The organism is Flavobacterium sp. FlaQc-57 (genome assembly GCF_044007395.1).
Lineage (GTDB): Bacteria > Bacteroidota > Bacteroidia > Flavobacteriales > Flavobacteriaceae > Flavobacterium.
Genome location: NZ_JBIPDA010000006.1, coordinates 343,574 through 359,026 on the forward strand (window position 1 = coordinate 343,574; position 15,453 = coordinate 359,026).

Genomic DNA, 15,453 nt, shown 5'->3' on the forward strand with positions numbered 1-15,453 from the left:
TTAGTCGGCAAAGATAATCAGAAGCTTTGGATTCTTTGATATTATTAAAAACATAAGCAAATATTAAGTCGTTTTTTCACGAACCCTAATATTATATAACAATTATTAAAAATTATATAACACCTCCCTCAGACCTTGAAACTATTTTTACAATATTAAAAATTCAAAAAAAATTGTCATGAGAAACTTAAAAATGTTATGCCTTGCAGCTTTCGCTTTACTATACGCCAATACTACTTTCGCTCAGGACAGTGAAGTTCAAAAATATGATCAGGGCTTTAGATTAGGATTTGGTTTGAATGGCGGAATACCAACTGACAATGATTACAGATGGTCACTTGGTGGAGATGTTCGTTTGCAATATGATTTGACAAAGAAAACATCGTTGACATTAACTACAGGTTTTACAAACTTGTTTATGAAAGATCAAGATGGAATTGAAGTAAAAGATCTTGGATTTATTCCGGCAAAAGCAGGTTTTAAAGCTTTTGTATGGGAAGATCAATTTTATGTTTTAGGAGAAGTTGGTGCTGGTTTTGCTGTTACAAACGGTTATGATCAAACTACTTTTTTGTGGGCACCAGGAATTGGGTATGCCAACAAATACATTGACATTAGTGTCCGTTACGAGGACTATAATAAATTTAATACCAATCAGGTTGCTTTACGCTTAGCCTATGGTTTTAAATTATAAAGAAAAAGGTTTAATTTATTGTTTTGTTTTTGGTAAAAAACCCGATAGATCGCATAGTCTATCGGGTTTTGTTATTTTATACCATTGGTCAAAAGAGAACTGCCATTAGTCAAATGATTTTTTAAGATTGATTTAGAACGCGGTAATTCGCAAAAAAATTAATCAAATCATGAACAAAACAATTATTTATCTTTCGCAGCTTTTTCTTTTTTTATTACTAACCATTTCGGCAAGATCACAATCGGGGATATCGGGTGAATTTAAAGTCGATTACGTTCCTTTTTCTAAGTATGTCAGACCATTGGATAGTACTAAAACAAACTCTGAAAGTAATTTTAAACGAGCTCAGATAGCTTTTGAAGTACCGATTTCTTTTAAAATCGATGAATACAATAATCCGAAACTATGGACTATCTTTTTTCAGGGAGCTTATGCCCGAATGGAAAACAAGAATTATGAAATTCAATCTCTTCCGCTGGAATTTCAAGGAGGATTTCCTAACGAATTATTGAATTCGCAAATTGGTGTAAAGCATTTACGCTCGATTTCTCCTTCCTGGTCTTTATTAATTATGGCATCGGTTGGAGTTTATACCGATATGGTTGAAATCAATAAAGACGATGTTCTCATTCAAGGCGGTGTTCTTTTTATTAAAAAATTTAATCCTAATCTCTCTTTTGGTATGGGACCGGTACTAACCAATAGTTTTGGTGTTCCAATGGTTCTTCCAGGAATTTATTTCAACTGGGAATCAAAAGGCGCTTTGCATTTTAAAGTTGCTTTTCCCGAAGGTTTAGAGTTAGGTTATCGAATGTCGGATAATTTTGATTTAAAAGCAGTTGCAGAAATAAGTGGAATGACTGCAGAAACCCGAATTCGAAATAAATCTTCTTTAATGGGATACCAGCAGATTATTGCAGGTTTAAGACCTCAACTTAAGCTTGGTGAACATTGGACATTAGAACCCACCGCAGGAACTACTTTGGTGCGTAATTTCTCGACGACTAACCGAAAAATCAAAGACATTTTTAGAGAGAAAGATATAGCAGATCCAAAGTTTACTACAACCTTTTATGGAGCGATAGCCCTAAAATGGAAATTCTAGAACTATCGGCTCAATAAGTTTTTATAGACTACCTCTTTCAATAATGCCTCGCGGCGTGTTCTTGAAATAGGTAGTTCTTGTCCTTTAACAAATAATCGCCCACCGGAAACAGAATCTATATGAGTAATATTCACCAAAAAAGATTTATGAATTCTAAAGAAAATCTCTTTTGGAAGTGTTTCTTCTAACGAAATCATAGTCTGATGAATCACGATCACTTTATCTTTAAAATGAAGTTTAGCGTAATTTTGCATTCCCTCAATATATAAAATATCAACCCAGGAAATCTTTTGAAATCCTTCTTCTTGCCTCACATATAAGAACGGATCTAATTGATTTTGTTTTGGCGAACTAACCATTTGATGCCATTGTTGAGCCTTTAAAGAAGCCTGATAAAAGCGCTGAAACGTAATAGGTTTCAATAAATAATCAACTACCTGCAAACGATATCCGTCTAAAGCATGTTCTGAATACGCCGTAGTAAAAATCACCAAAGGTGGATTATCTAAAGATTCCAGAAACTCTAATCCAGATAAATAAGGCATATTAATATCCAGAAATAACAAATCGACCTGTTTTTCTTGAAGGTATGAAGTTACTTCTAATGCCGAAGCACAAGTTCCTATTACTTCCAGAAAATCGATTTTAGAAACAAAATCTACAATTCCGTTTCTTGCAATAGGTTCGTCGTCAATAACGAGACATTTCATATTCATATTTTTTTTGTTTCAGTTTTTCTTTGTTTCAGGTTTGATGCTTGAGGTTAAAAAAGATTTCTCGCAGATTTTGAATACTAAGCAGATTTATTCTTCCCTCTTTCTTCTATCGTCTTTCTTCTATCTTCTTTTTCTATCTTCTTTTTCTATCTTCTTTTACAAAAACTTCTTATTTCAAATCCAGAACAACTTTCACCGTAAAATCTGAATCTGTCTTTTCTATATTTAATTGATATTTTTCGGGATATTGAATCGACAATCTCTTTTTGACGTTTTCAAGTCCTAATCCTTGATTTTTAGAAGGAATTTTGTATTGTTCCGTATAAGAGTTTTCTATTTTAAAAATCAGTTGTTTATTTATTTGTTCACAAGACAAATGCACATATCCTTTTTGGCTTGGAAGTCTTGATACATGTTTAAAAGCATTTTCTATCAATGGCAGCAAAAGCAACGGAACAATCTGCAGTTGCCCGTCTTCGATATTCCATTTACTTTTTACTTCTAATTCATTTCCCCAACGGGTTTCTTCGACGGCAATTAAATCTTTAAGATATTTAATTTCAAGATGCAATGGTACATATTCCTTATTACATTCATACAATTGATAACGTAAAATATCTGAAAACTGAACCAACAAAACGGAGGCTAATTGAACATTACTCTGCATTAGAATATGAATATGATTCAGGATATTAAACATCAAATGCGGATTAATCTGATCCTGCAAAATCTTAATTTGAGCTTCAAGATGTACTTGCTGTAATTGTGCATGATTTCTTTCGATGACACTATGTTCTTGATAAAATCGAAGTCCGCAAGCAGTACCGCAAATTAAAATCGCTGATGGAATATTGCCGTAAAATCGCAGCCACAAAAAATGAAGAGAATCCAAATCAGCTTCTTCAGGATAAACTCTGCTTCTCAAAACCGAATCAGAAAAAACAATATAAATCAATGACAGACAAAATGCCAAAAGAATTACAACAATAACGCTCTGTACCGCAAACCAGTTCATTTTATTTTGTTTTAGTGCTTTGGGCAGTATAACATCACTTAAAATATGAGCTAAAATGGCAGAACAAAACAAAACTAAAACAGCCTGAATCGTAGCCGTTAAAAAATCGTAATCTTCGATCATCTGAGCCCAGATTGTCATACCTAATAAGCTCCAAAAAAAGACTAAAAATATCCAATGTCTGTTTTTATTTTTTGTAATCATCTAAAAAAAATAAATATATAATTATGAGAAAATTTATGTTCAAAAGTAGCCCTATATTTTTCTAAAGCAACAGCAAAGAACCAAAAAGATTCTTTGCTGTGCATAGGGTTAGACGATAAATTATGAAGTTATAAGAAAAAATATCCAACACTTACATTAAAAGAATTTGGCCTGGAACTAAAATTTTTATTCACATTATTTAATCCGCCTTGGTAAATAAAATCAACAGTAAATTTCCACATTTCAACACCTGCCCCCACCTGATATCCTATGTTAGATCTATCAAATTTGCTATACGCGTTCTTTAACTGATTCAGTGACGAAAAATTTTCGTCAAGTACATACGAGTAAACGCCTCCTCCAAAAACTCTGACATTTATAGTAGTAAGATCAATTACTTTGTAACCAATAATCAACGGCATTTCAAGGCTTTTCCATTTTGCATTTTTAGATCCTGCCACAGCGGTTTTTTCGATTTTTGAAGACTTCTCGCTGTACAAAATTTCATTTTGAATATAGAATCTTTTAAAATCAAAGCGAGCCATAGCACCACCAAAATAACCCATAGCATATTTTGAATTTAAACCGTCTGATACAGGCAATTCAGAATAATTGGATCCACCTTTTATTCCAATATGAATTGGAAGTGATGATTGTGCATTAATTTTAGAAGAAACTAATCCTAATAAGAAAGTTGTAAGCAATAATAATTTGTTCATGTTCACGATAATAGTTTTTATTAATTTGATGCAAAGGAGGACAAACCAAAAAACCTATTAAAATAAGTTTGATGAACTACATTACTGTTTTGACCAATGGAACTATTTTATGCTAATATGTAAATAGAAAATTTAACCGCAAATAACGCTAAGAATGCGCAAAGTCCGCAAAGCTTTGTATAGAACTAGCTTTGCGAACTTTGTGTTATTATAAAATCTTAAAAATAAAAATCTTTGCGTGCTTTACGGTAAAATTAAATCGTAAAACACACAAGTTAAATTTCTTTATTCTTTCCTCTATATTCTATTTTCTACTCTCCAAATACTTTTTATCCGTCAACGTTCTCATAAAAGCAATTAATTGCTTTTTTTCTAAATCGGACAAATTCAGTTTGTCTTCTGGTAGAGTTTGGTTTGGAACATCAAATCCTAAACCTACGCCTCCACCTTCATTATAAAAATCGATAACTTCCTCTAATGTTTTATAAACCCCATTGTGCATGTATGGCGCTGTAAGTTCTATGTTTCGAATAGTAGGTGTTTTAAACGAATTTTTATGAATTGCAGCTTGCGTAATAACAAACTTCCCCTGATCTCCGTCGAGTTTTTTATTTTTATTTGGAGTACCCAAAATTTCACTTTCAGATCTGTCAAAATTTGGTGGAACCGTTCCGTTTGTGAGCGGAATAAAATGACACGTTGCACATTTGGCTTTTCCGGCAAATAAATTAAAACCTGCTTTTTCATCTGCAGTAAATGTTTCTTTATTTTGCATATATCTATCGAATTTAGAATCATAATGACTTAACGAACGAATATAAGATGCTAAAGCATTTTTGATTGCAAATTCATTTATTTCTCCTTTCGGAAAAGCTTTCTTAAACTCCTTTACATAGTCAGCATTTTTCTGAATTGCCAGTGCCGATTTCTCCAGAGAACCGTGCATTTCGTTTTCGTTTTTAATAACCGCAACCGCCTGATCTTCGAGATAACTTACTCTTGAATCTGCAAAAAATGCACGTTGAAAAGCAATATTATTTAATGTTGGTGTATTGCGCTGAATCATTGATTTTCCGTCTAACGAAACGGCTCTTTCAAGACCATCTGTAAATGCTTTGTCTTCATGATGGCACGAAGCGCAGGAACGTGTATTGTTTCCTGATAATATAGGATCATTGAACAACTTTTTGCCCAAAGCAATTTTTTCCGGTGTTGTTTTATAATCCGGGAAACCCGAAAATGCTTCTGCATCAAAAGCATCTTTGTCAAATAAAGTCTGAGCCGTAACTTTCAAACCTCTTTGCTCTTTCATGAAAGGAATTCCTAATTCAGATTGCGTTTTAAAAAGTCCTTTACTCAATGGATTTGCAATTTCTCTGATAAAATAAGCGCGGTCAAAAGCATTAAAATTGGTATTTGTTTTCAAATACTTCTTCCCTTTTTCTAAAATCTGAAGTACTTCTTTTGAATTCGAAACTGATTTGTTTTCAATATAAACACGATAATATTTTTCGATAGTTTCTAAAGATACCAATGTTTCGGGAAGTGAATTGAGTACAACAGGTGAATCAAACCCTGTAATTCCTAAAGTGATTATTCTATAGACTTCTAATCTCATGGCATCAAAAACATGTGCGTCTGTTAGTTCATTTGAATTTGAAACTTTTTCTAAACGATTTAAATTGGCAGATAAAACACCCAATTCCTGAATTAGTTCTTTTTTACTTTCTTTATTGTATTTCGGAAAAACCAATTCTTCAATAACCTGAAATCCTTCAGGCGGAACGGTCACTTTATCATTTTCTTCAAACTCTGGTATTGCAGGTCCGTTAATTGCTTTAGAGACTGTAGGCGAATAATACTCACTAATCATTTCGACCTTTTTATAACTCTGATGCGCTTCCAGAAATTGTCTCTGAATTTGAGCCTCGGTTGAATCTTCTTGTACTGAATATTTAAGTTTGGCAACTTTTTCAATCAATAAATTAATATCCGATTGAAACATTTTATTGACTTCCTGATGTTTGTTTTTTTTCTGACAAGCAACAAGTGCTAACAAGAAGAACAAACAATATATTTTTTTCATGATCTATTAACGATTAAAAGAGGAATATTTAGAAAAACAGAAACCACTATCTCAAATAGAAATAGTGGATGACTGTTTTGTAATGCTTTAAAAATTTATCTCGCTAAACCTTTTATAACTACGATTTGACTTGCTTGATTCTCTTTAGGACGATTTGTTCCTCCGTCAGGACTTACGTATTTTTCTCCAGTCCAGGTATGTGGCTGTACACTCAACATAAAAGTATCAGCAATACCAACTTGCTCAGATACATCGATCAAAGCACCGTATTCCCAATCTCCAAATTTAGAAGTTCCGCCTACATTATATTTTGCAGCATCTGCAGCGGTACGACGGTGATCTAATTCTACTACAACTTTCAAAGTTTTAGCAGCAATGTTGTATTGATAGATATAAGCATCGTGAGTTTCGTCTCCGTATCCGTTAGCATCTTCCTGAACGTAAACGTAGTTTTTAGTTACACAAATATTATCTGGATTCTGAAATTTACCAGCAATTCCAGAGCGGTTATCTCCGTCAAGAATAACCTCAAGAGATCCTTTTAATGGGTCAGCGGCATCAAGATTTAATTTGTAAACTCTACCGTATTTCGTTCTTGAACCATCTGCATTTGTTCCCGTTGTATTTTGTCCCGTTACATTAAAGTACAATTCACGATCTGCAGTACCGCCGCCTTTACGGTAATCTAAATCCTCAACACGACCAAATTTAATTGCTTTCAAAGTATTTACCGAAGCATTGATTTGAGCACCTGTTAACGTTGTATGATTGTCGATTTTTACAAAAGAAACCGGATAAGTTTTGCTAACTTCCATATCTTTTTCTCTTTGATTGTCATCATTTCTTTTTAACATGTATAAAGAACCTCCGGTTAAATCACCAACAGAATTCGATACATACATGAAAACCTGACCTCCGTAAGTTCCAGAATCGTCATCACCAATTACAACAACCGTTTTACCTTTGTAAGCAGAAGAGCGTAATGGCAAAGCATTCTCAGCACTCAAACGTCCAAAACCAGCTAATTCTTTAGATACAGATGCAGAACCTGCACTTCCGTAAGGATCCAAAGCATGTGTACGAGATTCTTCTCCAGATTCTCCACAAGTTAAATAAACCGGTCCAAAACCGTGCTCTGCAGGTGTTGCCATTGTAGCGCCACACAATCTCCATGTTCCTCCGCTAGAGTTCAACAAATATTCTCCTTTTGTAGGTTTGAATGTTTTGTCTAATGTAATTCTCGAAACTGCAAAATTGTCTTCGTTGTTTACCAAAAAAGTAAAAGTACCGTCAGTATTTTTCAATAAACCTGAACCGTCAGCAGAACCACCAAATATAAATTTTGGACTGTCTGCAAAAACATCATCTGAACTAAAAAGAGAATAGATTTGTAAACTTTCAAATCCTGCTTTTGCCTTCAATAAACTTGGCGTTACAGATTGGTCTTTCAATACAACACTAGTTGCTTCCGTTTCATCTTTAGAATCGTTATTACATGATGTAAGCAACGAACCTAGAATAATTAGTGGTAAAATAATTCTTTTCATTTTGTTAAAAATTGGTTTTTATTTTTTTTACAAAGTAAATCCTCACTCTTTAACTAAAAATGACTTTCATATTATCAAAAAAACAAGAGTCGTACTAAATAAACACGAAAACCCTTAAAAAAATTAACATTAAATTAGTACTACAAAACACTCATAAACTTGTAGTAACATCAAAGCAAAAAAAAGAGCCTTATTTCTAAGACTCGTTTTCTAATTGCTCTTTATATATTTTAATATTGGCCTTTATACTCTCAGGTAATTCAGGTTCTTTAATGTCTGTATGCTGTTGCATTTCTTCCCAAATCGTTTTGGCCACGATATAACGTGCCATTTCCTTATCATCGGCCGGAATTACATACCACGGAGCTGCTTTTGTCGACGTTTTGTTTATAGCCTCTTCATAATATTCCTGATATTCGTCCCAATGTGCACGTTCTTTCAAATCTCCGACAGAAAATTTCCAGTTGTGCTTCTCCTCTTCCAATCGGCGTAATAATCGCTTACGTTGCTCCTCTTTACTTAGATGCAGATAAAACTTCAAAACAATAATTCCGTTTTGCGTAATATGCTTTTCAAAATTATTAATTTGTTCAATTCTATCTTTCCAAAAATCCTTCGGAATATCTTCTACCTTTTCAATTCCAGGTAAATTTTCGTTTAATATATATTCAGGATGCACACGAGTCACCAAAATATTCTCATAATGTGTACGATTAAAAATAGCATATTTCCCTTTTTCAGGTAAAGCTAAATAATGTCTCCATAAATAATCGTGCTCCAACTCAGTCGAATTGGGTGTTTTAAAACTATGCACCACAACCCCACGCGGATTAAATTCTTTAAAAACTTCCCGAATCAAACTATCTTTTCCGGAAGTATCCATTCCTTGTAAACAAATCAGAACGCCGTATCTATTATGAGCATACATTGCATCTTGCTGTTTACTTAATTTGGCTTGCACTTTATCGAGTTTAGCTTCTTTTTCTTCACTATCTACATCAAGATCGAGCAAGGTCGGAATCTTTGATAATTTTATTTTCTCTGTAACTTTAAAATCCTTCGGGTCTATTGATTTCATATTTATGAGTTTTTTCGTAATAGTAAATATACTACTTTTACGAAGCAAATTCCTGCTATTCATTACAATACTTTTTCGATAAATTGTATTTTTCTAAAACACAACAAGAGCTTCCTCCGGTCGCTTTGTTCTGTTAAGAAAAAATTACAATTTCTTCTCAAAGCATTTTCATTACTATCAGGGCTGGGCATTGGTTTTTAAAATAAATTTCCTTTAATCAAAAAATGCAACGATTCAACATTTACAAAAAATCAAAAAAGTTTCATTGGAGTAATACTTTAATAATATTTACATTAATACTTTCTTTATATATAATATCACTTATAAAACAGAATTTTTTCAATCCCGAAAAAGGATTATTTGAAGATGTAATTATGAAATTAATGCTTGGACTTTTCATCCTAGTATTTATTTTAAAAACAATTGGATTAACAAAACCTAAGGCTATAAATGGAGAATTTAGTGGCTTTCTCGAATTCTATGAAGATTATATTATTATAGATCAGGAGAAATTTAAAATTAATGAAATCAAATCCATCGAAATTTCAAATGATGATTATTACGGAAAACCAGATGCCATAACAGGTTTTGAACCTTCATTATCGAACGGAACCAATAATCAAATATTATTAAGATTTAAGTCAGGAATAACAAAATCTTATAACTTTGAATTGTACAACGAATACGACATGGAAAAAGTCGAAGAAGAACTCTTTTATTATTACTCTAAAGGAAAAATTGATTTCTTTGAACTGGCCAAAATATTAAGAATAAAAAGTAAAACAGAAATAGAAGAATTTAGAAACAAAATAAGTCTTCTTAAATAAAGCATTCATGGAAAAATTCACATTAGAAATATTATTTCAAATCATCGGAATCGGTTCAGCATCGGGATTATTTTTAAACAACGATTCATTATATATCATTGGCGACAATAGCGGATATTTATACGAATACAATATGCAGAATCAGCAATTAAATCAACACGCTTTAATTGACAATGCGACGCAAAACATTCCAAAAAATCTAAAACCTGATTTTGAATCTTTAACACATCATAACGACACACTTTATGTTTTTGGTTCCGGTTCAACCGAAAACCGAAATAAAATGATTGCGTTCGATCTTAAAAGCAAAACCATTTTACAAAAAAATAATTTAGTCGATTTATATGCAGTAATGCAAAATTTCGGATCTATAAAACCTGAAGATTTTAATCTCGAAGGCGCCATTTTCGATGGCGAAAACTGGTATTTATTCAATCGCGGAAATGGGATTTCAAACAAAAACACTATTTTCACGATTCATGCTAAAAATCTGGGAGAAGAATTTGCATTGGTAGCAACCAATTATAAATTACCAAAAATAAAAGGCATTCGTTCCAGTTTTACCGATGCTATTTTGGTCGATGACAAAATCTATTTCCTTTCAACTGTCGAAGACACCAAATCAACTTACGACGACGGCGAAATTCTGGGAAGTTTCATTGGCCGAATCGATCTTAAAACCATGAAAATAGATTTTACTCAAAAAATTACCTCAACCAATAAATTTGAAGGCTTGGCTTTCTATAAAAAAGAAAACAACAAAATTGAGTTCTTGCTTTGCGAGGATAATGATACGGAATTGTTGGAAACTAAGATTTTTAAGTTGAGTTTGCCTGTTAAGTAATTCTGTGTTATAGTTTACCACAGAGATTCGCAAAGGTTTCACAAAGAGTCACAAAGATTAAACGTATTTTATGTCATTCCGAGGAACGAGGAATCACACTCGTAACTCAACTAAGATTGGCAATTTTCTGGACGGATTTACTTGTGCGATTCCTCGTTCCTCGGAATGACAAGATTGTGGTAAAACTATGATTGAAAACATTTTGAATTTCAGATTCTGATTACGTAGAGGCGCACAGCAGTGCGTCTCCCACAACGAATATCCGCCATAAAACATACCGAATGAAAGACGCACTGCTGTGCGCCTCTACGATAAAACCTCTGTAACTTTGAACCTTTGCAACTTTGAACCTTAAAAAAAAAATTTAATCACCGTCCCAACCTTTTTATCTTTTTAACTCTCTTTAGTACAAAGACAACAATTGTGATAAACGAAACGCTAATTTCTAACTGCAAAAAAATGAACCGAGATGCTCAGCGTCAGGTTTATGAGCATATGGCTCCAAAATTGTATCGCCTTTGCAAACGATACCTTAAAAAGGAAGAAGAAATTGAAGAAGCTTTGGCCGACGCTTTCTATACCATTTTTACAAAACTGGAACAACTTAAAGAAGTTCTGGCTTTTGAAGCTTGGGCGCGAAAAATAACCGTTAACCATTGTTTGGCGACTATCAAGAAGAAAACCAATTTTAATATGTATCTCGATGATGTCAAATTACTTTCTCAGCCTTTTACAGAAGAAATTAATTCGTTAGAAGAAGAAGATTTACTCAATTTACTAAACCACATTCCAGACGGCTGTAAAACTGTTTTTAACCTTTTTGTTATTGAAGGTTTTGGACATAAAGAAATAGCCGCGATGCTTAATATTTCTGAAGGCACATCCAAATCACAATTGAACGCCGCCAAAACCAAGCTAAAGGATTTAGTAAATAAATTGTATTACCAAAAAGCAAAGTAGTCATGGACAATCAAGATAAAATATTCGATAAATTTAAAGACGCCGCGCAAAACTCGGAGCAAAAAGATTTCCCCGGAATGGATAAAGTCTGGGCGCGTGTAGAAGACAAACTCGATAAGAAAGAAGATAAAAAAGCAATTTCGTTATGGAAAAAAATTGCCATTGCAGCTTCACTCTTACTATTAATTTCGATAGGATCTCAGTTTTTAAAATCAGATAAAACAACTGCTATTCCAGCGTCAAAAGTTGTTGTAAATGAAAAAGATAGTGACGATAAATCTATTTTAGAAAAAAATGATGCAGTTGTTTCTTCAGAGTCTCCGATAATTTCAAAAAATGAAGCGGTCAAAATTTTAGACAAACAAATTAAACAGCAACAAGAAGTAGCGATGAATTATGACAGTATCACAGTTTACGAACCTGTAGGAGCTGGAACTGCTGCTGCGATGAACGCTCCTGTTGAAGTCGCAGCTGCCGCGCCAATACAGCCAACTTATGCTGAAGAAGACAATCTTATTGCAAAGGAGAAAGTGAATCAAGATTCCGGATACTTGAAAACAATGGAACGAAAATCGGCAAAACTTGCTTTTGCTGACAAACAAATACAAACAGCTAAAAAAAGTGCTCCGTTAATTGTTTTGAATGGAAGTGCTTTGTCTCATAGCGATGACAAAAAAAGAGATCAAATGATGCAGGACGAAATGCCTAATTTTCAACCAGAAAATCTAGATTCTCTCGTGGTATTAGATGCTCCTTTATATATCATTGACGGGAATTATTATTCTGAAAATGATTTATTCGGCAAGAGTCCAACAAGTCCGTATGCTCCTTTAAACAAACAGGAAATAAAAACGATTACGGTTCTTCAGGATTTAGAAGCAACATCAAAATATGGCGAAAAAGGAAAAAAAGGTGTTGTAATTATTACCACTAAATACGGAAAACCTACTCCTAAAAACTAGCAAGGAAGTCTAAAATCAATCTTAAAATCTTTGTCAAAGTTTTAGACTTTGACAAAGATAAAACCTAACGCTCATTTAAAATTTATTTCATGAAAAAAGTAAAACTTATTTCATTTGGCTTTTCTATGCTTATATCTTTCGCAGCCAATGCACAAGAAAAAGCTGTATCAAAAGAACATTCAGGAAAAAAAGCTTTAGAAACATCCATCAAAACTAAAGATACTATCCTTGAAACAAAAGTTACTATGAACATCATTAAACCGGCCGCGTCATCTACTAGAATTATAATATGCGCACCATCAAAAAGCTCACTTATAAATGAGCCTTTGTATGTTTTGGACGGAGTACTTATAAACTCAAAGCAATTTTCTAAAGTCAACCCAAATGATATTGAAAGCATTAAAATTTTAAAAGGAATTGAAGCAACCTCGCTGTACGGAAGTCAAGGCGTAAATGGAGTTGTAATTATTACCACAAAAGACAAAGATTAATATTTCAATTTGTTATTTCATTCTAACTTAGTATTTATCATTAACAAAGTTTTTATTACATTTGTGCTCCTTTTAACCTTTTTTTAAAAGGTATTAAAGTAAAAAATAGTTACAAATCAATATCAAATAAAATTCAATGAATCCTATTTTAAATCAGAATTTATTTCTTGTAAAAGAACATGTTGGAATGTTTAAAGCAGCTAACAACTACGATATATACCACCCGGAAAGCAATCAAATTACAATGAATTGCCGCGAAAACAATCTGGGATTTTTCACTAAAATGCTTCGCTTTACAGATTATAAAAGAATGACACCTTTTGACATTGAAATCACAGCTGCATCTGGCGAAAAAATCATTACAGTAAAACGCGGTATTGCATGGCTTCGTTCAACAGTTGAAGTTTTTGATGAAAAAGATAAATTGGTTGGAACGTTTAAACAAAAGTTCTTTTCTTTTGGAGGGAAATTTGAAATTTTAGATAAAAATGAAAAACCACTGGCTACTCTTCAGGGAAAATGGACTGGCTGGGATTTTAAATTTAGCCATGAAAACAAACAATTGGCTCAGGTAAGTAAAAAATGGGCCGGAATGGGTAAAGAATTTTTTACGAGTGCAGATAATTATGTACTTCAAATCGAAGACACTGTTGCACAAGACAGTCCGCAAAGACAATTAATTCTTGCAGCCGTAATGTGTATCGATATGGTCTTAAAAGAGTAAAAAGGTTGTTAAACTTAGATTAAGAAAACAACTCAAAGCATCATTTTAGCAAGCAAAAGCATTATTTTTGTGTTACTAAAATGATGCTTTTTGCATTTCTAAAAAATAAATCATGACAGACTTAAAAAATAAAAATGCCCTAATTACAGGTGCAGGAAAAGGAATAGGAAAAGCAATTGCTATTGCACTTGCCAAAGAAGGTGTAAACGTAATTTTAGTTTCAAGAACACAGGCTGATGTTGATCAATTGGCAGACCAAACCAACAACTTAGGCGTAAAATCTTTGGCCTTATCTGCCGATGTTTCAGATATGAACTCAATTAATGCAGCGGTAGAAAAAGCGTTAGCCGAGTTTAAATCGATTGATATTTTAATTAATAGTGCGGGAATTGCTGCTTTTGGGAAGTTTTTAGAATTAGAACCAAACGCTTGGGAGAAAATCATTCAGGTAAACTTAATGGGAACTTATTATACTACTCGCGCCGTTATACCAAATATGATCGAAAGACAAATTGGTGATATTATCAATATTTCATCGACAGCAGGATTAAACGGAAATGCATTGACAAGCGCATACAGTGCATCAAAATTTGCAGTTCTTGGCTTAACTGATTCTCTAATGCAGGAAATGAGAAAACATAATATTCGTGTTACTGCATTAACGCCAAGTACAGTTGCTACTGATATGGCAAAAGATTTAAACCTTACTGATGGTAATCCTGAAAAAGTGATGCAATCTGAAGATATTGCCGAATTAATCATTGCACAGCTTAAACTAAATCGCAGAGTTTTTATAAAAAACAGCAGTATTTGGTCTACAAATCCATAATACAGATATTAAATAACTTTGACAAAGTTTAAAACTTTGACAAAGATTTTAAACGCCTTAATTTAAAACCACAAATGGAACAATACTTAAGACAATTAATTGCAATAGAATTTACTGATAAAAAAGAGATTTTTACCGGTTTTCTAATTGATTACTCTGACGATTGGATTTTACTTAGAAACAATCCTGAAGATTTCATATTAGATGGTTTTGTGATTCTGAAAAACAAGAATATAGAAGAAATTCATCGCGATCAGGATTTGGCCTTCACGGAAAAAGTAATTCGATTAAAAGGTTTAAAAACCAATGCCGAAGATATTATTCCGATTAGAGATTTGAGTTCAATACTTAATTTCATCAATAATAAATACGGTATTTTTCAGATCTCAAAAAAATCGGCTAAATCGGCTTATTTGGGAAAACTGCTTGAATTAAATGATGAAGAACTTACAATTGATTTTTTAGACATAAAAGGTCAGTTTGGCGGTGAATTGAGTTTTAATCCGGAAAAAATCAGGGTTATCGAATTTGACACGGATTATATCAATTCTTTGAAATTGGTGATCCCTGAAAATCAGAAGTAGTTTTAAAAAAAATAAAAAAGCCCTTTTAAAAAAGGGCTTTTCTGTTTTTTTCAAACTATATATTTAAT

At 33.0% G+C, this 15,453-nt stretch carries 16 protein-coding genes; 10 read left to right on the plus strand and 6 right to left on the minus strand.

What is annotated here, in order from left to right; all coding sequences use genetic code 11:
• Window positions 1-178: 178 nt before the first annotated feature.
• Window positions 179-694, plus strand: coding sequence for a hypothetical protein (locus ACHRVZ_RS18730; RefSeq protein ID WP_395424405.1), 516 nt, complete (start codon window positions 179-181; stop codon window positions 692-694).
• 169 nt (window positions 695-863) lie between these two features.
• Window positions 864-1,799: a DUF6268 family outer membrane beta-barrel protein gene (locus ACHRVZ_RS18735; protein ID WP_395424406.1), complete on the plus strand. Its 936-nt coding sequence runs from the start codon at window positions 864-866 to the stop codon at window positions 1,797-1,799.
• A 2-nt stretch (window positions 1,800-1,801) separates the two neighbouring features.
• Here the strand turns inward: ACHRVZ_RS18735 and ACHRVZ_RS18740 are convergent, their stop codons facing one another.
• From ACHRVZ_RS18740 to ACHRVZ_RS18765, 6 genes are all read right to left on the minus strand, one after another.
• Entirely contained in the window at window positions 1,802-2,515 is a 714-nt protein-coding gene (locus tag ACHRVZ_RS18740; protein WP_395424407.1) for a LytR/AlgR family response regulator transcription factor, read from the minus strand.
• Window positions 2,516-2,684: 169 nt separating this feature from the next.
• Window positions 2,685-3,734, minus strand: coding sequence for a sensor histidine kinase (locus ACHRVZ_RS18745; RefSeq protein ID WP_395424408.1), 1,050 nt, complete (start codon window positions 3,732-3,734; stop codon window positions 2,685-2,687).
• 128 nt (window positions 3,735-3,862) lie between these two features.
• Window positions 3,863-4,453: a porin family protein gene (locus tag ACHRVZ_RS18750; protein WP_395424409.1), complete on the minus strand. Its 591-nt coding sequence runs from the start codon at window positions 4,451-4,453 to the stop codon at window positions 3,863-3,865.
• A gap of 304 nt (window positions 4,454-4,757) precedes the next feature.
• Window positions 4,758-6,539: a cytochrome-c peroxidase gene (locus tag ACHRVZ_RS18755; RefSeq protein WP_395424410.1), complete on the minus strand. Its 1,782-nt coding sequence runs from the start codon at window positions 6,537-6,539 to the stop codon at window positions 4,758-4,760.
• Window positions 6,540-6,634: 95 nt separating this feature from the next.
• The gene (locus tag ACHRVZ_RS18760) at window positions 6,635-8,086 is read right to left on the minus strand and encodes a hypothetical protein (protein WP_395424411.1); all 1,452 of its coding nucleotides are present in this window, start codon (window positions 8,084-8,086) and stop codon (window positions 6,635-6,637) included.
• Window positions 8,087-8,282: 196 nt separating this feature from the next.
• Window positions 8,283-9,164 carry a PPK2 family polyphosphate kinase gene (locus tag ACHRVZ_RS18765; protein WP_395424412.1) on the minus strand — a complete coding sequence of 294 codons (882 nt, stop codon included), beginning with the start codon at window positions 9,162-9,164 and terminating at the stop codon, window positions 8,283-8,285.
• Window positions 9,165-9,388: 224 nt separating this feature from the next.
• Here ACHRVZ_RS18765 and ACHRVZ_RS18770 point away from each other — a divergent pair, with 224 nt between their 5' ends.
• The 8 genes from ACHRVZ_RS18770 (at window position 9,389) to ACHRVZ_RS18805 (ending at window position 15,385) form a co-directional block, all read left to right on the plus strand.
• The gene (locus ACHRVZ_RS18770; protein WP_395424413.1) at window positions 9,389-9,991 is read left to right on the plus strand and encodes a hypothetical protein; all 603 of its coding nucleotides are present in this window, start codon (window positions 9,389-9,391) and stop codon (window positions 9,989-9,991) included.
• Window positions 9,992-9,998: 7 nt separating this feature from the next.
• Window positions 9,999-10,835 carry a DUF6929 family protein gene (locus ACHRVZ_RS18775; protein WP_395424414.1) on the plus strand — a complete coding sequence of 279 codons (837 nt, stop codon included), beginning with the start codon at window positions 9,999-10,001 and terminating at the stop codon, window positions 10,833-10,835.
• A 459-nt stretch (window positions 10,836-11,294) separates the two neighbouring features.
• Window positions 11,295-11,795: an RNA polymerase sigma factor gene (locus ACHRVZ_RS18780; RefSeq protein ID WP_395424415.1), complete on the plus strand. Its 501-nt coding sequence runs from the start codon at window positions 11,295-11,297 to the stop codon at window positions 11,793-11,795.
• 2 nt (window positions 11,796-11,797) lie between these two features.
• Entirely contained in the window at window positions 11,798-12,757 is a 960-nt protein-coding gene (locus ACHRVZ_RS18785) for a hypothetical protein (RefSeq protein WP_395424416.1), read from the plus strand.
• An 89-nt stretch (window positions 12,758-12,846) separates the two neighbouring features.
• Complete coding sequence (locus ACHRVZ_RS18790; RefSeq protein WP_395424417.1) at window positions 12,847-13,248, plus strand: TonB-dependent receptor plug domain-containing protein; 402 nt, start codon at window positions 12,847-12,849, stop codon at window positions 13,246-13,248.
• Window positions 13,249-13,384: 136 nt separating this feature from the next.
• Window positions 13,385-13,972 carry an LURP-one-related/scramblase family protein gene (locus ACHRVZ_RS18795; protein ID WP_395424418.1) on the plus strand — a complete coding sequence of 196 codons (588 nt, stop codon included), beginning with the start codon at window positions 13,385-13,387 and terminating at the stop codon, window positions 13,970-13,972.
• 112 nt (window positions 13,973-14,084) lie between these two features.
• Window positions 14,085-14,801 (plus strand): 3-ketoacyl-ACP reductase, encoded by a 717-nt coding sequence (locus tag ACHRVZ_RS18800; protein ID WP_395424419.1) that lies wholly within the window; start codon window positions 14,085-14,087, stop codon window positions 14,799-14,801.
• 74 nt (window positions 14,802-14,875) lie between these two features.
• Window positions 14,876-15,385: a hypothetical protein gene (locus ACHRVZ_RS18805; RefSeq protein ID WP_395424420.1), complete on the plus strand. Its 510-nt coding sequence runs from the start codon at window positions 14,876-14,878 to the stop codon at window positions 15,383-15,385.
• Window positions 15,386-15,453: the final 68 nt, after the last annotated feature.